The following is a 26,599-nucleotide window of genomic DNA, read 5'->3' as shown; positions in this document are numbered from 1 at the left end:
CGTTTGTGAGAACAGTCAGGTGTTTCCGGGCCGCGGTGCAGAGTTCACCGCTTCTGCTGGTCGGTGGGAGCGGAGCTGCTGGTAGGGGAGGCGTTCTCGGTGGCAGCCCAAGCAGCAAGAAGTTGCAGGGCTTCGTAGTCGGGGGTGCCAGGAACGGCGCTGTAGGCGGTGAGCGTGAGACCGGGCTGGGCGGGCAGTTCCATGGCGTCGAAATCGAGGGTGATCACGCCGACGGCGGGGTGGCGGAAGAGCTTGCGTCCGGTGTGGTGCAGGCGCACGTTGTGCTTGGCCCAGGCGGTGCGGAACTCCTCGCTGCGGGTGACGAGCTCGCCGATCAGCTGGGTCAGCTCGCTGTCGTGCGGGGCTCGCCCGGCCTCGGTGCGCAGCAGGGACACGGTGGTGTTCAGAGACTGCTCCCAGTCGGGGAAGAAGTCGCGGCCGGCCGGGTCGAGGAACTGGAAGCGGGCGATGTTCACCTGTCCGGTGGCCAGGTCGGGGAACAGGGGTGAGTACAGGGCGCGGCCGAGGGGGTTGGTGGCGAGGATGTCGAGGCGGCCGTTGCGGATGAAGGCCGGGGAGTCGGTCATGGAGTGCAGCACGCGCAAAACGCTGTCGGGGAGCGGGCCGCGGGCGCGCTTGCGGCGGACGGGGCGTTTGGCGGCGGATCGGGCCAGATCGTAGAGGTGGGCGCGTTCGGCCTCGTCAAGCTGGAGGGCGTGCGCGACGGCGTCGAGGACTTCTTCCGATGCGCCGGCGATGTGACCGCGCTCCAGACGGACGTAGTAGTCGACGCTGACGCCGGCGAGCATGGCGACTTCCTCGCGGCGCAGGCCCTTCACTCGGCGGTTGCTGCCGTAGGCGGGCAGCCCGGCCCGCTGAGGGGTGATCTTGGCCCGACGGGAGGCCAGGAACTCGCGGATGTCGCTCTCGGTGCTCATGCCTTCCACGCTAAGCCGGACAGCGCAGATGTGGGGGGCCTGTCAGTACCTGTAACAACAGTCCCTTCCCCACCTCTTTGATCTGCGATTCCTTGGATGTCGTCAGTGGTTGCCGCTCCCGGAACAGGCCGGGAAGCAGGCCGTGGCGTCGGCAGAGGGTCGCCCGCACCTCAGGTACCGGCCTGTCCGTTTTGATCAAGGAGATGTTCGTATGCCAAAGCAATCCGCGCCCCCGGAGCTCGCCGAGATCGCGCCCAAGCTCGTCGCGGTCACCAACAACGTTTTGTTCGGCGACGTCTGGGAGCGTCCCGGTCTCTCTCCGCGTGACCGCAGCCTGGTCACGGTGAGCGTACTGTCCGCCCTCTACCGCAGCGAGCAGCTCGGCTACCACCTCGGTGTGGCCCTGGACAACGGGCTCACGGTGGAGGAGCTGTCCGAGGCGATCACCCACCTGGCGTTCTACGCGGGCTGGCCCAACGCCATGACCGCGATCACCCAGCTCAAGAAGATCGCCGCCGACCGCAACGCTGCCTGACCCCCACCACGTACGGAGCGATCCGCCTCATGAGCAGGGTCTTCTTCATCACCGGCGCCGGGCGCGGACTCGGCACCGAAATCGCCCGCCAGGCCCTGGCCGCCGGGCACCGGGTCGTGGCCACCGGCCGCCGCCCCGAGCGTGTCCTTGACGCCCTCGGCGGCGAGCAGGCGAGCCTTCTGACCCTCGCCCTGGACATCATCGACCCGGACGCCGCCACCACGGCCGCCCAGGCTGCCGTCGACCGCTTCGGCCGGATCGACGTCCTTATCTACAACGCCGCCAACTTCTACGCCGGGTTCTTCGAGGAGCTCTCCGACACGCAGATCCGCGCCCAGATCGAGACGAACCTGTTCGGCCCGATGAACGTCACCCGCGCCGTGCTGCCCGTCATGCGGGCCCAGCGCTCCGGGCATGTCCTCACCCTCTCCTCCCTCGCCGGGGCGGTCGGCGTCGACTTCTGCGTCGCCTACTCGGCCGCCAAGTTCGGTGTCGAGGGCTTCATGGAATCCCTGCACCACGACGTGGCACCGTTCAACATCCACACCACCATCGTCGAGCCGGGCTTCTTCCGCACCGAACTCCTCGTGGACGCCTCCACCACCTACGCCGAGGGCTCCATCGACGACTACGCCGAGCGCACCGCCGAGACCAAGAAGGTCTGGGCATCCATGAACGGCACACAGAGCGGCGACCCCGCCAAGCTCGCCGACGCCCTGCTCAAGGTCGCCGACCTGCAAGCGCCCCCGCAGCGGTTCGTCGCCGGCGACGACTGCCTGCAGGCCGTCGGGGCCAAGGCCAGGGAACTCCTCGCACAGGTCGACGCCTCCCGCGCACTGGGCTCCGGCCTGGCCCACGACGACGCCTGACCACCCGCCCACGACTCCAGAGGAACACGCATGGAACACGTCACCGACACCCCCACGATGAAGGCCCCGGCCGAGCGCTTCACCGGCGATGTCTACCTCAACCTCATCGAGGCGCCCGCCGAGCCCGCACGCCTGGCCGTCGGCCTGGTGCGCTTCACCCCCGGAGCCCGCACCAACTGGCACTCCCACGCCAACGGCCAGACTCTCTACGTCACCGAAGGCGTCGGCCTGGTCGGCACCCGCGACGGCCAGGTGGCCCGCATCACCGCCGGTGAGACCCTCAAGTGCCCGGCAGGCGAAGAGCACTGGCACGGCGCCACCGACACGAACCTCATGGCCCACCTCGCCATCGTCGTCGGCGACGGAAACAGCGACGGCACCACCTGGCTGGAGCCGGTCACCGATGAGCAGTACGCCAAGGCTCTGGTCGCCAACGCCTGAACCCCACCGCTCCGCAGCGCCGCCGACGCTACCGGGCGAAGACTGCGCCCCTGGTGGCCGGGACGCCTGAGCGTCCCGGCCACCACGTCTTCGGCCAGGCCCCGGCCCGAACGTCACGTGGTGGCTGCGGCTACTGCGCCCCGCCAGCGGCGCGCCGCTGCGCGCCCATTGCCCACGACTTCCGCGTGATGCGCGCTGACCGCGGCTACTGGTGCCTGCCCGAAGCGGACATCAACATCCCCTTCACCCCCGGCATGGCCGCCCTCATCCAGTCCCGGCTGACGCCGCAGACCGCCCACGAGGCCATGCTCACCGCCCGCCGCTACGGCGGCTCCGACGCCGCGGCCGCCGGCATCGTCGACCAGGTGGCCGGCGAGGACGCCGTGCACTCCACCGCCATCAAGATCGCTCAGGCACAGATGAACAAGGCCGGCGACACGCTCGGCACCATCAAAGCGCGCATGTACGTCCAGGCCCTGGCGACCCTGCGCGACACCACCAACCCGCTCGGCTGACCAGCACCTGGCCGGCGGGCAGCGCTGTGCCGGGTCTAGTCCGGTGTCCGCGACAGTGGGCGGGCCCGGCGTCGGCGAACACGCCCGAGGAACCCCGAGGCAGGTTGTCGGCCCTGCCCGGATCCTGAAGCAGTGCGTCGTCAGAACTGCACGCCGCGTGAGGCCGCGCCGTCCGTGAGCAGGTTCGTGCCGCTGATCCAGGAGCCGAGCGGGCTCGCGAGCATCGCTACTACGTAGGCCACCTCTTCGGGCCGGCCCATCCGACCCCGCGGGTTCATCCCCAGCCCCGCTGTGAACAGGGCCGGGTCGTGCTCCTCAATGCCCGCCCAGATGCCTCCGGGGGCGTAGATCGTACCGGGCGACACGACGTTGGCCCGGACCCCCTGGGCGGCCAGGTGCCGGGCCACACCACCGACGTAGTGCTGGACCGCCGCCTTCATCACCCCGTACGCACCGTCCGGGAAGTGGATCTCCCGGCCGGCCGTGCTCGACACCGCGACAACTGAAGCTCCTCCCTCGGACGCCTGCGCGCTCGCCAGGAGATAGGGCGTCGCGGCGTCGACCGTCCGCACGGTGTGCATGAGGTCGACATCGAAGGCGGCTCGCCAGTTCTTCTCGTCCGAACCGTGCGCCATCGCACTGACGTTCGTCACCACAATGTCGATGCCGCCGGACTCACCCTCCTCCCGCACCCAGGAGGCGAGCGCCTCGGCATCGGCCACGTCCAAGACCCGGCCGACTGCGCCGGACGCCTCCTCTTTTGCCTTGACCTCGTCGGCGTCGCGTGCGCAGAAGGCCACGCGGGCGCCCTCGGCGGCCAAAAGGTCGACGACCGCCCCGCCGATCCCCTTCGTCCCCCCTGTAACCAGAGCTTTCTTTCCGCCAAGCTGCAGGTCCACGCTGTCCTCCTCGTGTGTCGCGTCGCCACGCCACGCCTCGGCGGCGTGGCGGGATTGCCGACGCCTGGGCTTCGCCCTGGACGCCGTGCCGAGATGTTCAATCCGGTACTGCGGGACCTGGAGGGTCATGTGCGGCTCGAAGATCGCGTCGTACTGGCCGGATCCCTTGGGCAGCAGGTGCCTGCGGTGGTTCTCGACGAGCTGTCGGTGCAGCGGTGTGAGCCTTCATGCGATTCGCCATCGTCGGCACCTTCAGCCATGCGTATTTCCCCAGTTGCTTGCGGCTGGTGACGGGCCGCTCGCCTGCTGGGTGCGGGCTGGGCTCTGCCCTCAAGGGCGCCTTCGGCGACGCTCCGCGCTGGGCATTCGCTCACCCTTGACTGCGCTGACCAACCCTGATGATCTACGGCTGTCGAGCCGGAGAATCCTGGCCTCCGCGGAGGGCACGGAGGCCTCTGCCGTCCGTATGGAGACGAAGGAGTCGGCTCCGCGATGCCCCTGGCCCCTTCCGTGCCGTTCCTGCTGGGGCATTACACGAAGGTCCACAAGTGGCGTCGTCCAGCCGATCGAGCAGTTGGTTCCTCGCATGCATGTTCTTGCTGATGCCGCAGCTGCCCACGCACGTTCCTCCAGCGTTGCGGCACGGGTACTGGATCCGTCGGTTTCATCTCGACTGCGAAGCAACGTATGCCGCATCACATGTCGGTGAGATGTCGAACCACCGGCCTCCAGCCGTGGCGACCGGTGGATCGCGAAATCGACACATGATCAAAGATGGCCCTGCAAGCTGGGCAGACGCAGCCCTGATCCTGGCTGTCGGAGGACGTGAGGTTCACCAAGATCGGAGGTCGGCAAAGTGTTGGCCGTTCTCCGAGGGTGCAGACAGCGGAGGTCGGCCGGGCAGGTCGGGGTGCCTTGCATCCCAGACCGCCACCGTCAACGGCGACCTTGACGCCCATCACTTACACGCGCAATATGCACATCCAAACCGCCTCGAAACAGACTGGCACTGGGCTCTACAGTCAAGGAGGGCGTGATGCATCATGTCCCCGCCCCGGCACCGCTCATTCAGTCGATCCTGTCGGAGTTGGTCGACGCCGCAGGTCTTGATGCTGTCGGATGGCTGGCGCTGCCGTCTGAGCAGGACACGCTCACGCTGACACACCTCCACGGAGACCGGACTGGAGCACTGCACGGCCTGTCCGTCCCCATCGGTCGGGGACTGACGGGGACCGTTGCGCAGAGCGAACGCGCATGCTGGGTCGACGACTACTTCACGTCGGCCGCCATAACCCACGACTTCGACCAGCAGGTCGCGGCCGAGGGAATCTCACGAATGGTGTCGGTGCCGCTGCTTTTGGAATCCGGGAATCGCGGAGCGCTGACCCTTGCCGTCCGCACCCCGGGTACTTTCGCCGACCGGTTTGTCGACCAACTGTCCGTGACGGCGCGAAAGGCAGTCGTGACGGTCTCTCGTGCGTTCCGTGAGTGGAGTTCCACGCCCAATCACACAGCACACTCAACCCCCACAACACGCTTTGTTCCCGACGGCATTGATCCCTTTCTTCTCAGCATCAGTGCCAAGCTGGCCGCCATTCGGCACAAGATCGACAACCGTGAACTCAGCCAACTGCTCGGAGACATAGAGGTCGACGTATTCCAGGCGGCGGGCCAGGTCAGCGAACCGGCAGCGAAGAGGAGAGCGCCGGGCAGTACGAGTAACCAGCCACGACTGACGCCGCGCGAGCACCAGGTTCTCGTGTGTGTCGCTGCCGGCGGTACCAATGCGGCAATCGGCCATCGTCTCGGCCTCACGGCAAACACCGTCAAGACTTATTGGCAATCCGTGATGCACAAGCTGGAGGTGGGAAATCGCGCAGAGGCGGTCAGTCATGCGTACGCGCTTGGACTGCTCGCGCCCCCTCCGAGCGAAGATGTTCCCAACTGATATGACCAGGGTGGTTTGGCCGGTGTTATCGCTGCGTGATGATCTGTCCTGAGGGCCGGCCACCGTCATCACCAAAGATGGGCCGCACCCTGCGGGTCGGGGTGTTCCGGCCCGGTCACACGCACCGGCCCGAAGAACCCGCGCACGGCCAGATTCCACCTCGGTTTTTCATGGCAGTTGTCCTTGCAGTGCGGCCGTTACCCTGCTGGGGTGAGGGCCGGCAAATTGCTCGGCCGTCCACATCGAGATGCTGACCAGGAAGCCCCGGCCCGTGGCGGTCACCGATTATGTCCGAGCAGTACTGCTCCGGGCAGAGGGCAGAGCTTCGGTGTAGTCGCGTGACGTCCGTTCCGTGATCACCCGAGGCCGAGGAGTGCGAGGGGCGTCGAGGGTCGCGGGCGTTGCGGCGGAGGTCGGCCGCGATGTTCTTCACTCCGGCGGCGCGGAGGGCTCCGATGGCCAGGTTGCGCCAGGCGGCCAACGCGCGGGGCGCGTTGCCCATCCGCAACTGGGAGGCGTGGGCGAAGAGGTGTCGCGGACGTGGTGCAGGGCTTCGATCTTCGGCGGTGTCGGCGTACGGGCTTCCGAGCGGTCATGGCCGCTGCCCCCTGTGCGGCCCTGACGCGGGATGTCCTTCCAGGGAAGGGACCCCAGTTGCCGGCGTTGCGCAACCGCGACTCGCTGCGGCGCGCTGCGACGAACAGGCCGCGGAGATGACCGCCTCTCCGCGGACCTCTTCGATTCCGATGTCGCGCGGACGCACCTCGCCCGGTTCGCCAAGTGACCCGGCTGCCCGCCCCACCCGCACGACCAGCGTCTCTCGGCGGAGCGAAGCCAGACAGTGCGGTCCGACACGGAGGGTGCACCGCGCATGGGTGCCCAACCCTCTCCGAACGGAGATGTTCTCCGCACGATGTGATGCACGTAACGTGACGAACGCCAACGCTGCTTCGACCGCTTGTCGGCGTAAGACGGGCTACGCCAAAGGGACGGGCGCCCCCGGGAATCGGCAGTGACCTGGCCTGAGCCAAAAGGAGATGCCATGGCCAAGTTGGACGTAACCATGCAGATCCGAGGGATCGACGCCTTTCTCGAGACCCTCGACAACCCGCTCCACCGCAAGATCATAGAGAACTACCGGCGACACGCGATCTTCGAGATCACGGGCAACAAGGAACAGATCTTCACGCCCGACATGACCGTCGAGCACCCGGTCTACTACGTGAACGTCAACGGCATGAGCCTGACCCTGGAAGGTGAGGAGGCCATCCTGGGCCTCTACTCCTCGCTCGAGGAGCGAGAGGCAACGGTGATGGTCGTAGAGGACGAGAGGTTCATGGTCTCGGACTGGGGCTTCGCCTCGGAGTCTTACTTCAATGCCTTCATGCCCGGCACCCTGGTGCCGCCCAGCTGGGACGCCGACCCGGACAAGCTGTACATCCTCCGTCAGTTCTTCAGCATGATCTGGCCCTACGACGAGAGCGGGCGGATGATCGGTGAGCACGTCTACGAGCACGTCGACAAGTCACAGCTGATTGAAGTCAATCCCGAGGACTACATCACCCTCGCAGAGGCGCGCGAGAAGTTGCTGCCGCTTCTCCGCCCGCTGCCCGAGCTCGACCTGCAGGCACAGACCTGAGAACGACCCATGAGCCGCCTGTCGGCACGGCCCGTCAGAGCGGGGACGTCGAGTACCTGGATGTCGGCGGACAGCACGACCACGCAACGCTCCATCGCTCTTCCTCCCTTTGACGGCAGCGATGATCAGGGCTCCAGCACCCCTCTCGGCATGGACGGGGCTGCGAAGGTGCGATCGCCGGACTGTGCCGCTTCGTCTACTTCGGTGCCGAGCGCGTCCACGGCTCGGCCTACGAGATCTCCGAGCTCGGCCCGGACAACGAGGTCGGCGCTATCCACGACAAAGTCCGCCAGGACGCGCAGGGATGGGACGGATCAGACCAAGCCCGTTCCTACGGCTGACTGTCGGTGGCGTGGTCCTGTCCGCGCCACCGCCTCTCCCGGGAGACCGCACGCCAATCCGCCTCACAGCCGCTCAGGCCGGCCGCCCTCCTCCGGGCGGAGGTGATGCAGGGCGCGTCCGCGGTGACAGAACGCCACCCCAGGATCCGGAACCGACACAAAGGAGTGTTCGTATGAGCACCGTGCCCGAGACGGGGACCCTCGCATTGCCTCCTCTCGACGGTCTGGGCCAGCTCCTGCCCAGGCTCTCGCGGCGCTGGCCCGACCGGACTGCCCTGGTCACCGATGAGCGCACGCTGTCCTTCGCGGACCTCGACCGCGAGTCGAGCCGCGTCGCCCGCGCGCTTCAGGACCGCTCGATCCACCCCGGCGACCGCGTCGCGCTCTTCTCCCAGAACCGATGGGAGTGGATCGTCTCCTACCACGCGGTGCTCAAGGCCGGCGCAGTAGTCAACCCGCTGAACGTCATGCTCACCGGCGAGGAGGTCGCCTACATCCTCGCCGACGCCGGAACCAAAGTCCTGCTGGCTTCGGGCGAGCGGCTGGACGCCGTGGGCGACGAACTCCGTGCCGTTCCCTCACTGGAGCAGGTGGTGTCCTTCGATGACTGCGGGCACCAGGTCGAGCAGTTCTCCGACCTGCTGGCGGTCGACGACGACCCCGGCTTCACACCCTTCCCGGTCGACCCCGGCTCGTTGGCCTGCATCGCCTACACCTCGGGCACCACCGGTCGCCCGAAGGGAGCGATGCAGTCGCAGCGCTCCCTCGTGCTCAACTGCGCCTACGCCGCTACGATGCACGGCCGGACCAGCGACGACGTGGTCATCACCGCACTGCCCGCACCACACGTCTACGGCAACGTCGTCATCAACGCCACGTTCATGGTCGGTGGCAAGGTCGTGCTGAGGAAACGGTTCGACGCCGAGGACACCCTCCAGTGCATCGTCGAGCACCGAGCCACCCTTCTTGAGGGCGTACCCGCGATGTACGCCATGCTGCTCGCCAGCCCGGCCCTCGAAGACGCCGACCTTTCCTCGCTGACCCGCAGCACCGTAGGCGGGCAGACCATCGCCGAGACGGTGATCGACGCCTGGGAAAGCCGCAGTGGCGTCCCCTTGATCGAGTTGTGGGGCATGACCGAACTCTCGGGCCTGGGCACCACTCACGCGATCCACGCTCCCAACGTGCGCGGCTCGATCGGCGTCGCGCTGCCGGGCGTCCAGGTCAAGGTCGCCGACACCCAGGACGTCACCGTGGAGTGCGCGCCGGGCGAACCCGGCGAGCTGCTGGTACGCGGCCCCATCGTGACCATGGGGTATTTCAACAACACCGAGGCAACCGCGGAGACCATCACGCCCGACGGCTGGCTACGCACCGGCGACATCGCCACACACGACGGACAAGGGCACTTCTTCGTGGTCGACCGGCTCAAAGACATGATCATCACCGGCGGCTACAACGTCTACCCCGCCGAGATCGAGCGGGTGCTGATCGGACACGAGTCGGTCGCGCTCGTCGCGGTCGGCCGCGAGCCCGACCCGGTCAAGGGCGAGGTCGCGCATGCCTACGTCGTACTCGCACCCGGTCAACAACCGGACGCGGACGCGCTCATCGCCCACTGCCGCCAACACATGGCGGCGTACAAAGTGCCCCGGGCCGTCCACTTCGTCGACACGCTGCCCACCACCTCCAGCGGCAAGCTCATACGACGCCATCTGCGCTCGTCGGCAACCGCAAATGCCTAAGCAACGCGGACAGCGGCTGCTCGTCTCACTCATGGCGTCGTCGATAGCCTCCAACTCTTGTCGCGGTCGTCCACCGCGTTGCGACTGAAGCTCCGTTGCCGTGGGCCGCCCGGGGTCGGGGCGCTCGTTCGGAGTCACTGGTCGCGGTGGCTGAGCCTGTCTTTTATGGTCCGAGTTGGTTTCGTTCGGCGATGCTCTAGGGGCGTTTCACGGTCTTGCCCACGTCGCAGCGGGTGGCGGGCCGCTTGTTTTCGAGCCAACTGGCCGTCCCGAGCCCGGTCGTGAGGGTCTGGGTTGGATATGACGCCTTCAAATGACTCCGCCGAGACGACTCGAAGCGGCCCCGGAGCGTGAAGGTCCTCTGATGTTCGGACGACTTGAAGTGGCCCCGGGTGTCGGCTTGGGTTGGCCCCATCAGTTGGTGGCGATCTTCAGTTCAGCAACGCCATCGAGCCGTCGTCGGCATGATGGTCCACGTGACGGATGAGGTGTCAAGCACCAGGGGCCTCGAACCGCGCGACCGGAGGAGTCGATGCTGGGATGACGTCAAGGCGACCGATGCCCACACAGGACGATGTGCTTGGGTACTTCAACACGCTGTCGAACTGGGGACGGTGGGGCGAGGACGACGAGCTCGGGACCCTGAACCACATCACCGACGACGTCCGGCTGGCAGCGGCGCGGGCCGTGCGCCACGGCAGGAGCCTGTCGTGCGCATGGGAGGTTGCCGTACCGGAAGAGATGGAGCGGTCGACGACGACGTGCCCGTGCGCCGCCGACATGCCGGGTGCCGAGAACATGCCGGTGCCCGGATTCCGCAACGACCGGCGCTGGGGCTTTTCGAACGAGCGGCTCGGCATCATGTTCCACGGCAACACCATCACTCACGTCGACTCGCCGTGCCACATCTTCTGGGACGGCACGATGTACAACGGGCGGTCGTACTCGTTGGTCGACACCCAAACGGGATCGGCGTGGGCGGCCGTCACCGCAGCGGCGAACGGGATCATCACGCGTGGCGTCCTGCTGGACATTGCGAAGGTCCGCGAGGTGCCATGGCTGGAACCGGGCGACGGGGTGTTTCCCGAGGATCTCGAAGAGGCCGAGCGTCGCCAGGGCGTACGGGTGCGATCCGGCGATGCGGTACTCCTGCGCACTGGCGGTGGCCGCGTCCGGCACAAGGGCGGAGCGGCCGGCGGTTTCACGCAGGCCGGCTGGCACGCGTCCTGCCTGCCCTGGCTGTATGAACGGCAGGTCGCGCTCATCGGTGCCGACACCCCCCAGGACGTTCAACCGTCGGGATACGACGATGTGTTGATGCCGGTTCACGCCGTGAGCCTCGTCGCGATGGGTCTGTGGCTGCTCGACAATTGCGACCTGGAGGCGTGCGCGACGACAGCTGCCGAGCTCGGCCAGTGGGACTTCCACCTCGCAGTCGCGCCAGTGCGCTTCGCCGGTACGTCCGGCAGCCCGGTCAACCCGATCGCCACATTCTGACCGCGGGGACCAGCAAGACGACAACCGGGCTACGTGAACTACGCTCCAGCGAAGCCGCTCAGGGGTGCTTGAGCCGTGCGTTGCCAGGCGCACGCACGGTTCTGAGGGACTGACAACCGCCGCTGCCAGCTATCCCGGCTTATCCACAAACAGCTCCGGTTTGGACAAGGACATTCCAACCAGCACCCCTGCGGGAAACCACCAGGAGCGTCTCACCGCAAGATCCAAGGCGGGGGCCACTTCAAACCAAAACCACCCCCGCCTACGCTCACGTGGCCCGCCGACTGGGGCCACTCGAAGTCGTCATGCCGAGGCCGTTTAACAACGCCACGGCCAGGGTTAGGGGTGAAACGGCGGCCCGGCACATGAAGGAGACGCCGACAACAGCCGTAACGGCTGGTCACGCGTGGACTCGGCTGAGCTCTGCGTAGACGTTTGGCCTCTGCGGGTTGGAAAACCAATCCGCTGGGCACGTTCGACGCCCACCCGGGAGCTGGGCCCGGAACCCAGCCACTTCCGCGAAGCACTCATAATCCGTCGGCCGTGGGTGGGTTCGGAGCACCTACTTTTGTCGAGCGGTATTGGGACCCTGTCACGGCGTCCGTCACGCCTGCCGCCCGGCGCCCCGACTCCCCTGAGGACGCACTGGTGCGGAGCGCATCGGTGGCTGAGCTCCTGTGGGTCGAAAGCCTCACGGTCGGCGCGGAACTCGGTGTGCCCGACGACCTTGACCAGTTGTTCCGCGCTCTGGAGGCCGACCTGCAGGAGCACACCGACCTCAACGAACTGACGCGGTGCAGCACTGGGGCAGGAGGGTCTCCACCAACCAGGACGGTTCAAACGGTGAGGACGATCTTGCCCTGGTGGACCCCGGTCGCCACGAGGTCCTGCGCTTCGGCGGCCGACTCGATCGGAAGGACGTGGTCGACGGCCGGGCGGACGAGGTTGGCGGCGACCTTGTCGAGAACGTTTTTCCTGACCCCCTCGGCGATCGCGGCGTACTCGTCGAGCGTGCGGGTCCGGAACGTGACGCCGCGGACCGTGATGCGGTTGAGCGCCAGCTGGTTCAAATCGGCCGACACCGCCGCACCACCAAGCCGGCCCACGCTGATCAGGCGGCCGCCGACGGCGAGCACACGGAGGTGGGCGGCGAACAGTGACGCGCCGACCTGGTCGACGACCACGTCAATCTTGCGCCCTCCCGTCGCCTCTTCGATCCGCTCGGCCACGTCTTCGGCGGCACCATCAACGGCATGGTTCGCGCCAAGCGCGAGGATCCGCTCGCGGCCTTCCGCCGAGCGCGAGGTCCCTACCACCACGGACGCGCCCCCGGCGCGGGCGAGCTGCACGGCGATACGGCCGACGATCGACGTCGCGGAGCTCACCAACACGGCCTCCCCCGGCGCGAATTCACCAGCACCGAACAACGCGTCATAGGCCGTCATCAGGCCCAGCGGCAGGGCGGCGGCCTCCTCCCAGGACAGGCCTGCCGGTACCGGCAGGAGCAGACGGTGATGGACCACCGCCTGCTCGGCGTAGCTGCCCTCGCACATCGCCATCACCCGGTCGCCGACCTCGACCCCGGTGACTTCGTCCCCGATGGCGAGAACCTCGCCCGCGACCTCCATTCCGGCGACCACCGGTCCCGGCCGCCGCAATGCCTCCTGGACGTACTTTCCGCGCCGCTGCAGCAGATCGGCCCGGTTGACACCACTCGCGTGCACCGCGACCACCACTTCTCCTGACCGTGGTACCGGAGCGGGCACCGCCCGCCAGTCGAGGCGGCCGTCGTCGCCCTCGGGGGTCACCACCATCGCCCGAACAGTCTGTTGCGTCACGGCATCTCCTTTGCGGCCAAGGGATCCATCATGCGCCGCACGCTAAGCACGAATACCTGTCGCTGACGTGTCGGTTCGCCAGACTCAGCGCGCGGTGTTCCTGAGGCTCGCCGCATACACAGCAGCCGCGGACTGGATGTAAGCGGCCATGGCCGGGCCGGATGGCTCGTCCCGACCACCGCACTGTGCCGACTCTCGCGGACCTGGATCTCGCCCGTTGTCCCGGTGGGCACCGGAATCCCCTCGTCGCTGACGACACATACCTGGTGTATCGGCCGCCCGGCCGACGCCAGTCTGGGCAGTCGGCCCGGGGTCGCGCGTCGCGATGGTCTGTCGGCGACAGCGCAGCGAGATCGACATTGCGTGACAGTTCCCTCCGATAGCCGAATACGACGACGTCGGGCTCTCGACGGGTAGAGCCTGCAGCCACCGGGCGCGTCCACGCCCCGCCTCTGCTACGCCGCCGGCACAGGCCGATCCGGAGCGACGAGAGCGCGGTCACCTGCGCGCAACACCCCGGACTCCAGTGGCCGTCCCACCAGCTGCTGGGCCAACGCTGCTGCGGCGACGAGCCGCTCCATGTCGAGGCCGGTGTCCACCCGACAGTCTCGACAAAGGTAGGCGAGCTCCTCGGTCGCGATGTTGCCGCTCGCACCGGGTGCGAAGGGGCATCCACCGAGGCCGCCGATGGAGGCGTCCAGGTCCAGGACTCCAATCTGCATGGCGGCCAGTGCGGTGGCCAAACCCGCACCCCGGGTGTCGTGCAAGTGCAAGCCCACCTGCACGCCACTGCACGCCTCGCGCACCGCAGTGACGAGTTGTGCCATGCGCATCGGCGTGGTGGTCCCGATCGTGTCACCGAGGCAGAGCCTGTCCGCACCGAGATCCACGGCCCGGCGGGCCAGGGCTACGACGTTGTCAGGCGGGGTGGGCCCGTCGAAGGGATCGTCCCAAGCCACCGCGACGATCACTTCACAGGTGCCGCCGGCCCGGTGCACCACCGATGACACTTCCGCGCACTGCTCCAACGCCTCCGCCGTGGTGCGACCGGCGTTGGCGGTGCTGTGCCCGTCGGATGCCGAGACGACGTACTCCACCGTGGTGATACCCGCGTCGATCGCGCGGTGCGCGCCCCGCGGGTTGGCGACCAGTGCGGAGAACTCGATGTCCGGGTACTGCGACAGACGGGCCGCGACCTCGGCCGCGTCGGCCAGCGCGGGAACCGCCCGCGGTGAGACGAATGCCGTCGCCTCAATGCGGCGCACGCCAGTCGCCACGAGCGCGTCGAGCAGCTCCAGCTTCGCCTCCGTCGGGATGGGCTGTTCGATCTGCAGCCCATCCCGGAGGCCGACCTCACGCAGCCGGATCGACTCCGGGAGCCTCAGTGGACCGGTCACATCACACCGTCCTTCACCAGCGTGGCGATAGCATCCGCGTCGAGCCCGAGCAACTCGCCGTAGACCTCGTCATTGTGGGTTCCCGGGCGGGGCGGTCCCGCCCAGCGCACCCGCCCGGGCGTCCCCGAGAAGATCGGGACGACGCCCGGACCCAGCACATCGTCGTCCACGCGCTCGTCGTGGTGACTGACCAGCGCGCCGCGCGCCCGGAAGTGCGGATCTGCCACGATGTCCGCAACCGTGTAGACCGGGCCGACGACGACCCCGGCTGCCTGCAGTTCGGCGGTCGCCTCGGCCGCCGACCGCTTGCCCACCCATTCGCCGACGATGCCCTCGATCTCTTCCTGGTTCTCGCCCCGGGCCTGATGGTCGGCGAAGCGGGGATCGCTTGCCAGCTCCGCTCGGCCCATCGCCGCGCACAACCTCTGGAACACGGTGTCCTGATTGGCGGCGACGACGAGCCACTGGCCGTCCGCTGAACAGAACAGGTTCGACGGGGCGATGCCGGACAGGCGGGTGCCACCCGGCTGACGCACGCGGCCGAGCCGGTCGTACTCGGGCACCATCGACTCCGTCAGCGCAAGGCACGCCTCGGTGAGGGCGATGTCGACGACCTGCCCCTGCCCGGAGCGCGTCCGCTGCAGCAGCGCGGCCAGCACACCCTGGACCGCCACCATCCCGCCCAGGGAGTCGCCGAGCGAGATCGCCATCCGGGGCGGTGCCTCGCCGGGGTGACCGTTGATGGCTCGCAACCCGCCCATCGCCTCGGCCACAGAAGCGTATCCGGGCCGTTCGGCGTAGGGGCCCGTCTGTCCGTAGCCGGACACCCGGGCCAGCACCAGTCCCCGGTTCACCGCCCGTAGCCGCTCCCAGCTCAGGTTCCACCGCTCGAGCGTGCCCGGCCGGAAGTTCTCGATCACGACGTCCGCCACTGCGACCAGCTCGAGCAGTAGCTCCTGCCCGCGCTCCGACCGCAGGTCGAGTGTGATGCATCGCTTGTTGCGAGCGTGGACGGTCCACCACAGCCGGTGCCCTCGGTAGGAGGCCTGGCCCCAGTCACGCATGGGATCCGGGCGGTTCGGTGCCTCGACCTTGATGACGTCAGCTCCGTAATCGGCGAGAATCCGTCCAGCGAACGGCCCGGCCACCACGGTGCCGAGCTCGATCACCCGGATTCCTTCCAGAGGACCGCCAGGAGCGGGCGTGCTCATCGGATCTCCTCTTCTCTCTTCGACTGCGTGCACGTCCGCGGGTGCCAGGCATCGGGCGCCATCAGGTCGATGCGGATCCGAAACGCTCCCGCAGCCGACGCTTGTCGATCTTTCCGTAGGCGTTGCGTGGGATGGCGTCGACGAACTCGAAGCGCCGGGGCACCTTGTACGGCGCGAGCAGCCGCTTGGCGTGCGCGGCGAGCTCGTCTCCCTCGGCGCCGTCGTCGCCGGGCACGAAGACCGCGGTGACCGTCTCCCCCAAGTGCGGTGCGGCGTACCGATCACGGCGACGTCCGCGACGCCGGCGTGCTCGAGCAGCGCCCTTCTCGGCGGTGACGTCGGTCGCGACACCGGGGCCGACGATGTTGTGGAGCCGATGCAGCAGCAGAACCGCATGTTCTGGCACGTCGCGGTGAGGCGTCGCCACGGGGCTCCACCAGGCGTCTCGGCGGAAGCTCTCGGTCCAGAGGCAGCCGTGCGGCAGACCGGGTGGCAACCTCTCAGTCCCCTCGCCACCGGCCAGGCCGATCCGACTCCGTGCGCAGTCGCCGCAGCCGGCCCTGCACCGGCACATGACGACGCCTGCGCACCGCGTACTCGTCAGGATCGACATACACCTGGCCGGCCACCGAGGGGCCTCACCGATGGCCAGGAAGGCTTCGTCGGACGACGGGTCAGGCCGTTCGCCATTCGTCGCCCGGATCTGCGTCGATGAAGTCGGTCACCTTCCGCTCCGCGATCCCGATGAACATGTCTCGATCGACCCACACCTCCTCACCGGTGAGCTTCGGCTCGGTGGCGTGGCGCGGCCAGATGATGAGCTGTCGGCAGGATGCCGCGTAATACGCGTCGGGATCGTCGACCGTGATTCCCATCCCGGCGAGCGTCCGCCCCGGATAGGCCCAGAGGAATTCGCCCTCGGTCGTCACGGCATGCCGGTCCGCGGTCACTCGGTCCACGATGTACTGCAGACGGTGGGCGCCACCCTTGATCAGCAGCTGATCGTAGAACTCGCGGATCGACTCTTGGCTGCCGTTCCCGCTGACGTGCTCGAAACCGGGAACGTGGAATTTGTACTCGGGACTCGTGCAGAGCGTTCCCAGGACCCCGTCGAGGTTCCCCACGGACTCGTACTTCATGTGATCGTGAACCAAGGTGAGGTTCTCGAGAACCACCGGGTCCTTCTCGACCGCGATGCGCTTCTCCACCTCGACCCAGGTCAGATTCGAGTCAATCGTGAGATTTTTCGTTGCCAGTGCCATGAAGACCAAATCCCTTCGTTGGGGCCGGAACAGCACGACAGAATCCGTGCTGACCAGCAGGAACGGAGTGCAGGTGGCGTGACGGTCGGCCTTGTCCCGGGTGGCGGGACGCGCGCAGTGGAGTCCCGGATCTCGCGGCTCCGCGTCGGAGCGGGCTGGGCCGTACCGCTTGGTGTTCGCCATCGACGGCTGCCTGCCTCGTCGCGCCAGGCAGCGGCAGTGGGGCCCGCTTACGCCGACCATGCGCGCCATGTTAGAAGTGGATGGCTGTCGTTGAGATTTCAGTTCCGGGTCGAGCCTGCCGACGGGGGATGTGCTGTCCGCTGTCCGACAGGTCGAGCTCCCGGTGCACCGCGGCGGGGAGGCGGCTGGCCAGGAGGACGCCGACGGGTTCTTCGCGCAGCGTCTCCACGACCAGGCCCGCTGCCGAGCAGGGGGTCCGAAGCACGCCGACCCCGACGCGGCCGTCGAGCAGCTGCTCGACCTGGCGCGGGTCACCATGTGGCTGAAGACCTTGAGCCGCACCTCGGGATGGCGGCGACCTAGGCGCGTACCTGGCTCGGTAACAGCCCGTGGGTTGCCGACCCGGTGTCCGCCGGCCAGTGCGCGGAGCTCGCCGCGTGCCACCTTGCGCGCGGCGTCCGCCGCGGCGGAAGGGGAGCTCTCATCCGACCGCACTCCTTCGTCGACTGCGTGCTGGTCCGGTGCTCGGCGTCAGGTCGATGCGGATCCGAAACGCTCCCGCAGCCGACGCTTGTCGATCTTTCCGTAGGCGTTGCGTGGGATGGCGTCGACGAACTCGAAGCGCCGGGGCACCTTGTACGGTGCGAGCAGCCGCTTGGCGTGCGCGGCGAGCTCGTCTCCCTCGGCGCCGTCGTCGCCGGGCACGACGACCGCGGTGACCGTTTCTCCCCAAGTGCGGTGCGGCGTACCGATCACGGCGACGTCGGCGACGCCGGCGTGCTCGAGCAGCGCCCGCTCGACCTCGATGGCGTAGACGTTCGACCCGCCGGTGATGATCAAATCCTTGGACCGGTCGAGCAGGAACAGCCGGCCCCCGAAGTCGATCCTGCCCAGGTCACCGGTGCGCAGCCAGCCGCCATGCAGGGCCTTCGCCGTCTCCTCCGGCCGCTTCCAGTACCCGGTCATCACAGCCGGCCCGGAAACGGCAACTTCGCCTACTGCGTCGGGACCGAGCACTTCACCGCTGTCGGGATCCACGATCCGCAGGTCCATACCGGGCCGCGGGTAACCCGCCGACCGCAACAGGGCCGTCTCCGGCCCATCCGGGTCCGGGTGGTCGGCGGCGGGCAGCCAGGTCACCGTCATCGGCGACTCGCCCTGTGCGTACAGCTGGACGAGCACCCGCCCGAAGGTCCGCAGAGCGGCGGCGAGTTCGGCCGTCGGGAATGGCGCCCCGCCGTACACGATGTGCCGCAGGTCGGGCAGGACGCAAGCGCCGCCGTCGAGGTGGTCGACGAGCATGGTGATCTGCGTGGGCACCATCCACGTGTTCGTCACGCGCCGCTCCCGCATCAGCGCGAGAATGGCCGGCGGGTCGAACCGTTCCTCGGCCGGGATGACCTGGTGCACCCCGCGGGCTGTCGCGGCGAGTGCGTGGAAACCCGCGCCGTGGCTCAGTGGCGCCGCGTGCAGTGTGACGTCGTGCTCGTCGAGCGGGGTCAGGTCGGCGAGCCAGGAGGCGACCACGAAGGCCAAGCCGCCATGGGTGAGCATCGCGCCCTTGGGCCGCCCGGTTGTGCCGGACGTGTAGAACAACCAGGCCACAGTGTCCGGCCGGACGTCGACGATCCCGTAAGGGCCAACCGCGTGCGAGTCGAGCAGCCGTTCGTAGTCGGGCCCGGTGACGACCAGGGGTACCCCCGGGTCGCCGACCTCGGCCGCGCCCTTCTCGTCGGTCACCAGGACCGCGGCCTCGGAGTCCTCGAGGTGGTAGGCGACCTCGGCCGCCGGGAGCTTCGCATTCAGCGGGACGATCACCATCCCGGCCTTGAACGCGGCGTACATCGCCTCCAGCAGCTCGGGCCGGTTGCGCATGAGGAGCGCGACCCGGCTTCCCGGGGCGGCCCCGAGCAGCCGCAGGTGGCGGGCGAGTGCGTCGGACCGGCGATCGATTTCGGCCCAGGTCAGGGTGCGCTCGCCCCAGGTCACCGCGGAGCGGTTGGGCCACCGCGCCGCCACCTGGGCAAGCGACGTCGCAAGGTTCATCACCTGCTCGCACGGGGCAGGGAGTCGTCCGGGCCCTCCACCGCGCGGTCATGCTGCTCGGCGTCGCGCGCGGCGATGAACTTCAGCAGCGCCTCGGAAACGTCCTGACCAGTCTCCGCGGCCGAGTTCTTCACCTCGACCCAATCCCGCAGATCGCGCGCGGCGGCGTCCTCACGCGCGTTCCAGTCCTCGACCAGCGGGCAGGTGATCTCCAGGCGGATGTCGTTCACGGGATCCCGGAAGTAGATCGACAGGATGATGCCGTGATCGGTCGGCCCGGTGATCTCGACACCGTTCTGCAGCAGCCACGCAGCCCATGCGTGAATGTCCTCGGGCTTGTCCGCCTCGAAAGCCAGGTGGTCGAAGATGTCGTACGCGGGGTGGCCCTTCGGATTCGCCCGCGGAAGCCCCGGAGCCTCGAAGAACGCCAGCGTCGACCCGTCATCCAGCCGGAAGAACACGTGGAAGTACGGGAAGTCGTCACCGGTGGACGGGACCCTGGAGCCGATGACAGTACTCACCATCGGCATGCCCATGACCTGCGTATAGAAGTCCACTGTGCCCTCCACGTCATGAGTGACGTAGGCCAGGTGGTTCAGCATCTTCGGGCGTCCCTGAGCCGGCGGACCCGAGAGGGTGGCATTCGGCTGACTCATATCAACTCTCCTTGATCGATGAATTTCCTGGTCAGAGCTGTGCGCGAACCCATTCGGCGATGTGCTGGCAGGCCTGGTCGCGAAGCTCGGGCTGTCCCTGGAAGTAGTGGCCGGCGCTCTTGATGGGGACCAGGGTGGTGAGCGGCTCGGGTGCCGCTGCGGCCATGTCGAGTGCGTGCTGTGGGTGGGCCGCGGTGTCCCCCGTCCCATAGACGATGAGCACGGGCACCTTGCTCCGGGGCAGCCAGCGCAGTGCATCGCCCTGGGCGTGGTCGATCGACCACTGGTTGAGCCAGCTCCGCGCGGTCGTGTACCGGGCGATCGCGGCCGGCAGGAAGTTCGCCGCGAACGGGTCGCCCCAAAGCGAGACGCCGATTTCGCGGTCACTCGGCTCCAGGCCCGGGTCGAGGCTGCGTAGGTCGGCGTAGGTTCCATGCACGACGAACGGAAAGTCGTCGACCCCGTCGGGGACAGCCCTCAGCATCTGCTCCGCCCACCTGCTGATGCGCCGGTTTCGTTGGACCTGTGCCGCGCGATATCGCGCGACGAACTCGGGCGTGTACGGCGGCCCGTTCCGCTCGTCGAACATGTCCAGGTCGGGATCCCGCACGAAGGGCGAGGCCTCGTCGAGGATGGCGGGATCGAGCCACTCGGTGACGAGACGCGCGCGGCCCGAATGGGCCATCAGCATGACGACCGCGTCCGCCGGCGGAAGGTCGTACTCCGTCAGGTCAGGTCCACCACCGGGCGGGTCGGTGACCGTGGCGTGCTGGGCCTGCGCCTGGTAATAGGGCACCACCGACGCGCCACCCGAGTTTCCGACCAGCACGACGCGCCGGTAGCCCCGCTCCTCTCGCAGGTGCCGGACCATCGAGGCGATGTCCAGCAGCACGTTCTCTGTGACCAGCGACGAGTCGTTGCCGACGTAGCGGGTGGTCAGGCCGACCGCGGCGAACCCGCGCTGGGCCAGCGGGGTCAGGGCGTAGTGCCCCAACATGTTGGATGTCGGATGGACGAACATGATCGCGGTGTCCGGCTGCCTGCCCTCGGCGACCACCTCGCTTGCCCACACGGTCGCCGCGAGGCGGGCGACCCCGGAATAGACGTCGACGCGCGAACTGGGCGCGGACGGCGCCGCGAGAAGGTGACGCTCCACGGTGACCCCGGTTGTCGGGGAGTTCTTCGTGCTCACCCCTCAACGGTGGCAGCTCGCAGATGTCGGCTGTATGTCCGTTCTCGGCAGTCGTCACGGAGTCTGGCGCCCCCACTGACGCGCCAGGGCAGTCTGCGGCTGTCGGCGACGGTGAGTGGAGTTGTGCCGGTACGAGCGATGGATGACGGATGTAGACAGCCGTTAACCCGCGACGTACACGCAATTGCCCGACCAACCGCTCGTGGTCCGCTAAACCCAACGAGGATCAAAACTGTCTCGCCGCGGCGCGGCGTCCCGCGCCGGCTCGGCGAAACCCACCCGCGTCCCACCCGCGAGGTCGGCGGCGCCGATGGCGAGACCGTCGGAGAGGTCGCCCGTGACGACGGCGTACACGCTTCCCGGAATCGACGAGCGTCAAGCGAAGCCTGCGGCGCCGTCAGAGATCCCGCCCGTGAGCGCGGCGCAGAGAGCATTACCCTCGAAATCAGGGCAAAAGCCCATGAACGGCGCCCAAGAACTGCTGGCAGGCGCTGAGAATTCACGTTGTCCACGACCAGGACCACGGAGCGCCGGCCACCCCGCAAGGCCGGGGGGTCCGCCCTATCAGCAGCCGCAACTCGAGATCACGGTACAACCGTTACCAGAGATCGAGGCCGGCCCTCCTGTAGCTTCCCCGGGCGGGAAATGGCCCGGGGTGCACGATCGTCAGATGCGCAGGATCAACCGGTCGCCCGCCGCCCGTGAGCAGCACGACATCATCCGGTCGCCGTGGGCGCGCTCGGACCTCGTCAGCACACTGTCGCGATGGTCGATGTCGCCCGCGAGGACGGGGATCTCGCATGCCCCGCAAAGCCCTTCCTCGCAATCGCTTTGGACGTCTACGTTGGCAGTTCGCAGGGCTTCGAGCACGGTCTGGTCCGCACGGACCTGCACGGTCATGGCCGAGTCGGTCAGCTCGACTTCGAAGTGGTGCTCGACCTTGGGGTCCAGGGTCGGCGCCGTTCCGCTGAACCGCTCGACCCTCAGCGTGTCGTCCGGCCAATCCTCCGACGCGGCCTCGAGAGCCTGGAGCAGGCGGTCCGGGCCGCAGGCATAAACCTGCGTTCCCGCTGGTGCGTCGACGAGGATGCCCTCGACGTCGAGCCGCGCTCCCTCTGCCTTCGGGTAGAGCGTGGTCTGTGGCGCGTGGTCCCGGATGAGCCGGTCCAGCAGGGCCATATCCGATCGGGCGCGGCCCGCGTAGTGGATCTCGTAGGGGCGGCCTGCGGCCGCCAGCTCGTCGGCCATCGCGATGATCGGGGTGATGCCGATGCCGCCCGCGACGAGGAGGTAATGGGAAGCAGCGGGGTCGATCCGGAAGTTGTTCCGCGGTCCGCGAATGACGAGATCGTCACCGACCCGTAGTTGCTCGTGGATCAGTCGCGACCCGCCCCGGCCGCCAGGCTCACGCAGCACGGCGATCTCGTAACTCGCCTTGTCGTCCCGGTCGCCGCAGAGCGTGTACCGCCGGGCGAGGCCGCCGTGTTCGATCTCCACGTGCGCCCCGGCCGCCCATGTCGGCAGCGGCTGCCCGGACACGTCCGTCAGCCGCACGCGGACGACGTCCTCCGTCTCGCGGTGGAGGCTGTCGACGCGGGCCCTTCTGAAGATCGTCTTCTTCGACGGCTCGCCGAGCTTGATCGGGCGACGGCGGTCCAGGATCCCGGGGTCGGTCCGTTCGGGGTTACGGCTCGGGTCCCATTGCACCCAGACGTGATCGGGCCCGCGGAACGACGTGTTGGGCAGGTAGGTGAACTCCTGGTCGGGCACCAGCTCCATGTGCGGAAGCCGTGTCGACAACTCCTCGAGGAAGATCTGCAACTCCATCCGCGCCAGGTTCTTGCCAAGGCACTTGTGGCTCCCGTAGCCGAAGGCGAGGTGCTCGCTCGCATCCTCCCGCCGGATGTCGACTTCCCCCGGAGCATCGAAGCGGCGGGGGTCCTGGTTGGCCGAGGCCATGACGACCAACAGCTTGGCACCGCGCGGCAGCGACACCCCGCCCAGCGTCGTGTCCTCGGTGACGATCCGGCGCCACGAAGCAATCGACGGCGAGATCCGCAGGCACTCCTCGACAGCGTTCGGGATGAGGCTCGAGTCGGCGCAGACCTCGTCCCAGACCGGGCGGTTCTCCAGCAAGAGGCGCAGGGCATTGCCCGCGGCGTTGGCAGTCGTCTCGTGCGCGGCGACCACGACGGCCATCATCACCGAATGCAGGTACGACTCCGTGATGATCTCGGGCGCCTGTTCCTGCGCGCGGATGGTGAACGGCATCCAGCCCTCCGCCGCGGGCTCCTTGCGCATCTTCTCCAGAACCTCGCCGGCGAAGGTCCAGAACTGGGCGACCGACTCGGCCACGGCCATCTGTTCTTCCGGCTTCGGGCGACCCCAGTTGTTGACCGTGTGGGCGACCGAGTACCGGCGCAACTTCGCCATGTCCTCCTCGGGCACTCCGAGGAAGTGCAGAGCGACCGTCAGGGGGATCTCCCAGAACATGGCGTTCACGAGATCGACTCGCCCGGAGTCGACGAACCGATCGACGTATTCTCGCGTGAGCTGGCGCACCATCTCCTCGTGCTGAGCCAGCTGGGGTGGGGTGAACGGCTCGAGCAGGAGCCGCCGCTTCTCCATGTGAGTGGGCTCGTCCTCGTTCACGAGCGTGCGCCCCATCGCGTACCCGGCCCGGTGGAGGACCTCCATGGCCTCGGGTGGTGTCGGAGTGATGCGCTCCAGCGCGATCGACGGCGAGAAGACCCGGTTGTCGCGCAGCACCGTCTTTACGTCGTCATACCTCGCGACGACCCAATACCCCAGTGCCGGACTGTAGAAGACCGGCTCCTGATCACGGGCCCAGCGCAACGCCTCCGCGGGATCGCGCTGATAGGCCTCGCCGAACGGATCGAAGGCCGCCGCCCGGGACGAGACCGGACAGCCTGTGGTGTCGGGTGTCGTCACGTGCGCAACCGGACAGCCACCGGTACCCGGAGTCGCGTCCTTCGTCACCGGACCTCCTCGAGTGTCGCGGAACAGGAATGGAGCCGATCGTCCTGACCGAACGCGGCCAGGACGATCGCCGAGGAAGCCACCTCCCCGGGCAGGCCCATGACGTCGAGGGCAGCCTGGCGTGCATCCAGCGACGCCGCGCTCGTGCCGGCGGCCAGGACGGTGGTGCGGCAGCCGAGGTCGTCAGCGTGCCGGGCCGCGCTCTCGACGGTGACGTCGGTCGCGACACCGGGGGCGACGATGTCGTGGAGCCGATGCAGCCCCAGAACCGCGGTTCGGGTCCGGTCGATGTCCATCGTGGGCGGGTCCCTCCGTCGTCAGCACAACATCGTGTCGAGCGCTGTGGCCACGGTAGGGAGCGCCGCATGTCGGTCGAATGTCGAAATCACGGGCCGCGCAGGGCCGTCACTCCCAACGCCGAGGTCGTACGATTGTGCGGTCGACTCACACTTGCCGCACAAGGATGTGCCCATGGTCGTGACACGCGAACGGCTCTCGGTTTCGTCCGGGGCCCGTCCTGCCCCAGCCTCTCCGGTGCTCGTGGTCGCCCGGACACCGGACGATGCAGGGCTCGCCGACCTGCGCCGGGCGTGCCGGCGGTTCGGATGGGCGGCAGTCGAGCAGATCGGCGAGGAACGCCTGGCGTGGTCCGCCTCTGTGCGCCGGCCCTCGGCAGTCGTGATCAGCGCCGCGGATGCGGCCTGGACGGAGCACGCCGCAGCCGCTGTCCGAGGGAGCACGTCGCGTCCGCTTGTCGTCGTCGGAGACCTGGATTCGGCAGACGTACTGGCGCTTGTCAGGGCCGGCGCGGACGCGGTTCTCCCCACCGGCCTTCCGGACGAAGAGCTCCTGTCTCGCACCTACGCGGTGATGCGCCGTTCGACGGAGCAGCTCGGCCCCGGCACGCGATACCTGGCTGCGGGGCCGCTACGGGTGGACCTGTGGCAGCGAACTGTTCGTCGGGACAACACAGAGGTCCACCTGACCTCGACCGAGTTCGATCTGCTCGCCCTCCTCATGCGCAATGCCGAGGGGACACTGGCCCCGGGCGCGATCCTGCTGCGCGTGTGGGGCCGCGGTGGGGGGCCGGACGGCCTGAACACGCTGCGAATCTGCGTGGGCAGGCTGCGCGCGAAACTCGGTGACGACGCCCGCCACTCGACCATGATCGCGTCGGTCCGGGGATACGGCTACAGGTTCGCACTCCCCGTGCTGGAGATTCCCGACGAGGACCGCGTCAATCTGGCCGCCGCAGGCGAGCAGGCGGACCACATCGACGCCATCGCCGAGATCGCCGAGCAACTCGCCGCCCCGGGCGACGAGCACGGTTTGGCCACTGCTCTGGTGGAGGCACTGCTCGAGCGCGGGCTTGCCGACGGAGCCGGCGTGCACCAGGTGGACGGCGACGTGCTCCGACTGGTCGCCCACCGCGGCCTTTCCGAGGAGTGGGTCTCCCGGGTGGCGCCCGGAGTTCGGCCGGGAGACGGCTACGCCAGCGTGCACGCGGTACAGACCGCCGCTCCGGTCCAGCTGACGAAGCTGTCCGCACGGCACCACCGTGGGACCTACTGGCTCCTGCAGAGCGAGAAACCCATGTCCTGCCTATTCGTTCCCATCGGGCGGAGCGGCCGCATCGAAGGCTGCCTCGGCATACTGAGGCGAACCAGCACTCCACACGGACCGGCCGCGATAGCCGTCCTTCGAGCATTGTGCTCGGTCTACGCCGCCGAGTCGGCGGCTCGACGCGCGATGCGCGAGATCGAGGGAGCGAGGCCCTGACACCGCGCCGGCCGCGAAACCGGTGCGCGAGGCAGTGAGGTTGTTTGAGCTGCCTCACACGGCGGATTCGGCGTGCAAACGACCCCGCGCCGGACCGTCATATCCCAGCTCCTCCAGGATGGCGTCCGTGTGCTCTCCAAGTGCGGGAATCGGGTCCATGCGCGATGAACGTCCCTCCAGGCCGATGACCGGCCGCACGGCAGTCAACGGACCCACCGGGGACTGCACCTCGGTCAGTCGGTCCCGGGCCACGAGTTGAGGGTGCACACCGATCTCTCCGACATCGCGCTGCCGGGCATGGGCGATCCGCGCTTCGGTGAGGCGCTGTTCGAGCTGTTCACCGGTCAAGCCGGAGAAGACATCAGCAAAAATCTCTTCCAGGACGCGGCGGTTCACCACCCGTCGGCTGCCGCTGTCGAATCGCCCGTCGCTTGCCAACTCGGGGCGGTCAAGCACGGTCCGGCAGCAGGAGACCCATTCACGTTCGTTCTGAACCGAGAGAACGATCTCGGTGCCGTCGCCGGCGACGAACGTGCCGTACGGCGCGATCGCGGCGTGGCTGGTTCCCGCGCGCTGGGGGTGTTCCGCCGTACTCGGGGTCAACCAGTGAGGCGACGCGGTAGCCGCCGGAGTCGTCACCACCACGCCTGCCTTTCCTCATCATCGGA

At 68.1% G+C, this 26,599-nt stretch carries 21 protein-coding genes and 1 pseudogene; 9 read left to right on the top strand and 13 right to left on the bottom strand.

Going from position 1 to position 26,599, the window contains the following annotated elements:
* Window positions 1-44 precede the first annotated feature (44 nt).
* Window positions 45-938, bottom strand: a complete 894-nt coding sequence (locus SGFS_RS48095) for a helix-turn-helix transcriptional regulator (protein WP_286259022.1) — start codon at window positions 936-938, stop codon at window positions 45-47.
* Window positions 939-1,149: 211 nt separating this feature from the next.
* On the opposite strand from SGFS_RS48095, the gene SGFS_RS48090 reads away from it, so the two are divergent.
* The 4 genes and pseudogenes from SGFS_RS48090 to SGFS_RS48075 form a co-directional block, all read left to right on the top strand.
* Window positions 1,150-1,473 carry a carboxymuconolactone decarboxylase family protein gene (locus tag SGFS_RS48090; protein ID WP_286259021.1) on the top strand — a complete coding sequence of 108 codons (324 nt, stop codon included), beginning with the start codon at window positions 1,150-1,152 and terminating at the stop codon, window positions 1,471-1,473.
* Between the two features lie 29 nt (window positions 1,474-1,502).
* Window positions 1,503-2,342 carry an SDR family oxidoreductase gene (locus tag SGFS_RS48085; protein WP_286259020.1) on the top strand — a complete coding sequence of 280 codons (840 nt, stop codon included), beginning with the start codon at window positions 1,503-1,505 and terminating at the stop codon, window positions 2,340-2,342.
* A gap of 30 nt (window positions 2,343-2,372) precedes the next feature.
* Entirely contained in the window at window positions 2,373-2,783 is a 411-nt protein-coding gene (locus SGFS_RS48080) for a (R)-mandelonitrile lyase (RefSeq protein ID WP_286259019.1), read from the top strand.
* Window positions 2,784-2,950: 167 nt separating this feature from the next.
* Window positions 2,951-3,298 (top strand): annotated as a pseudogene (locus tag SGFS_RS48075) (enoyl-CoA hydratase/isomerase family protein); the annotation flags it as partial.
* A gap of 140 nt (window positions 3,299-3,438) precedes the next feature.
* Here SGFS_RS48075 and SGFS_RS48070 read toward each other — a convergent pair.
* The gene (locus SGFS_RS48070) at window positions 3,439-4,326 is read right to left on the bottom strand and encodes an SDR family NAD(P)-dependent oxidoreductase (protein ID WP_286259018.1); all 888 of its coding nucleotides are present in this window, start codon (window positions 4,324-4,326) and stop codon (window positions 3,439-3,441) included.
* Between the two features lie 907 nt (window positions 4,327-5,233).
* On the opposite strand from SGFS_RS48070, the gene SGFS_RS48065 reads away from it, so the two are divergent.
* From SGFS_RS48065 to SGFS_RS48050, 4 genes are all read left to right on the top strand, one after another.
* The gene (locus SGFS_RS48065) at window positions 5,234-6,145 is read left to right on the top strand and encodes a LuxR C-terminal-related transcriptional regulator (protein WP_286259016.1); all 912 of its coding nucleotides are present in this window, start codon (window positions 5,234-5,236) and stop codon (window positions 6,143-6,145) included.
* Between the two features lie 1,042 nt (window positions 6,146-7,187).
* Entirely contained in the window at window positions 7,188-7,784 is a 597-nt protein-coding gene (locus SGFS_RS48060; RefSeq protein ID WP_286259015.1) for a hypothetical protein, read from the top strand.
* A 514-nt stretch (window positions 7,785-8,298) separates the two neighbouring features.
* Window positions 8,299-9,870, top strand: a complete 1,572-nt coding sequence (locus SGFS_RS48055) for a class I adenylate-forming enzyme family protein (RefSeq protein WP_286259013.1) — start codon at window positions 8,299-8,301, stop codon at window positions 9,868-9,870.
* Window positions 9,871-10,428: 558 nt separating this feature from the next.
* Window positions 10,429-11,367 (top strand): cyclase family protein, encoded by a 939-nt coding sequence (locus SGFS_RS48050; protein ID WP_286259011.1) that lies wholly within the window; start codon window positions 10,429-10,431, stop codon window positions 11,365-11,367.
* 836 nt (window positions 11,368-12,203) lie between these two features.
* On the opposite strand, the gene SGFS_RS48045 is transcribed toward SGFS_RS48050, so the two are convergent.
* The 10 genes from SGFS_RS48045 to SGFS_RS48000 form a co-directional block, all read right to left on the bottom strand.
* On the bottom strand, window positions 12,204-13,100 hold the full coding sequence (locus SGFS_RS48045) for a zinc-binding dehydrogenase (protein ID WP_286259010.1): 897 nt from the start codon (window positions 13,098-13,100) through the stop codon (window positions 12,204-12,206).
* 560 nt (window positions 13,101-13,660) lie between these two features.
* On the bottom strand, window positions 13,661-14,602 hold the full coding sequence (locus SGFS_RS48040) for a hydroxymethylglutaryl-CoA lyase (protein WP_286259009.1): 942 nt from the start codon (window positions 14,600-14,602) through the stop codon (window positions 13,661-13,663).
* Entirely contained in the window at window positions 14,599-15,813 is a 1,215-nt protein-coding gene (locus tag SGFS_RS48035; RefSeq protein WP_286259007.1) for a CaiB/BaiF CoA transferase family protein, read from the bottom strand. Before SGFS_RS48035 ends, SGFS_RS48040 begins: the two co-directional genes overlap by 4 nt.
* Window positions 15,814-15,874: 61 nt before the next feature.
* Window positions 15,875-16,240, bottom strand: coding sequence for an AMP-binding enzyme (locus SGFS_RS48030; RefSeq protein WP_286259005.1), 366 nt, complete (start codon window positions 16,238-16,240; stop codon window positions 15,875-15,877).
* Between the two features lie 247 nt (window positions 16,241-16,487).
* Window positions 16,488-17,258 (bottom strand): hypothetical protein, encoded by a 771-nt coding sequence (locus SGFS_RS48025; RefSeq protein ID WP_286259003.1) that lies wholly within the window; start codon window positions 17,256-17,258, stop codon window positions 16,488-16,490.
* A gap of 531 nt (window positions 17,259-17,789) precedes the next feature.
* Entirely contained in the window at window positions 17,790-19,304 is a 1,515-nt protein-coding gene (locus SGFS_RS48020; protein WP_286259002.1) for a class I adenylate-forming enzyme family protein, read from the bottom strand.
* Window positions 19,304-19,960 carry a VOC family protein gene (locus SGFS_RS48015; RefSeq protein WP_286259000.1) on the bottom strand — a complete coding sequence of 219 codons (657 nt, stop codon included), beginning with the start codon at window positions 19,958-19,960 and terminating at the stop codon, window positions 19,304-19,306. The genes SGFS_RS48020 and SGFS_RS48015 overlap by 1 nt, the downstream gene beginning before the upstream one ends.
* Window positions 19,961-19,991: 31 nt before the next feature.
* Window positions 19,992-21,152, bottom strand: coding sequence for an alpha/beta hydrolase (locus SGFS_RS48010; RefSeq protein WP_286258999.1), 1,161 nt, complete (start codon window positions 21,150-21,152; stop codon window positions 19,992-19,994).
* 666 nt (window positions 21,153-21,818) lie between these two features.
* Window positions 21,819-24,104, bottom strand: coding sequence for a cytochrome P450/oxidoreductase (locus SGFS_RS48005; protein WP_286258998.1), 2,286 nt, complete (start codon window positions 24,102-24,104; stop codon window positions 21,819-21,821).
* Between the two features lie 44 nt (window positions 24,105-24,148).
* Window positions 24,149-24,448, bottom strand: coding sequence for an isochorismatase family protein (locus SGFS_RS48000; RefSeq protein WP_286258997.1), 300 nt, complete (start codon window positions 24,446-24,448; stop codon window positions 24,149-24,151).
* A 175-nt stretch (window positions 24,449-24,623) separates the two neighbouring features.
* Between SGFS_RS48000 and SGFS_RS47995 the strand changes: the two genes are divergently transcribed.
* Window positions 24,624-25,931 (top strand): winged helix-turn-helix domain-containing protein, encoded by a 1,308-nt coding sequence (locus tag SGFS_RS47995; protein WP_286258996.1) that lies wholly within the window; start codon window positions 24,624-24,626, stop codon window positions 25,929-25,931.
* 54 nt (window positions 25,932-25,985) lie between these two features.
* On the opposite strand, the gene SGFS_RS47990 is transcribed toward SGFS_RS47995, so the two are convergent.
* Window positions 25,986-26,576, bottom strand: a complete 591-nt coding sequence (locus SGFS_RS47990; RefSeq protein ID WP_286258995.1) for a CoA transferase — start codon at window positions 26,574-26,576, stop codon at window positions 25,986-25,988.
* Between the last annotated feature and the right edge of the window lie 23 nt (window positions 26,577-26,599).

It is taken from the genome of Streptomyces graminofaciens, assembly GCF_030294945.1.
GTDB lineage: Bacteria > Actinomycetota > Actinomycetes > Streptomycetales > Streptomycetaceae > Streptomyces > Streptomyces graminofaciens.
This window is presented reverse-complemented; position numbering and strand designations above follow the sequence as displayed.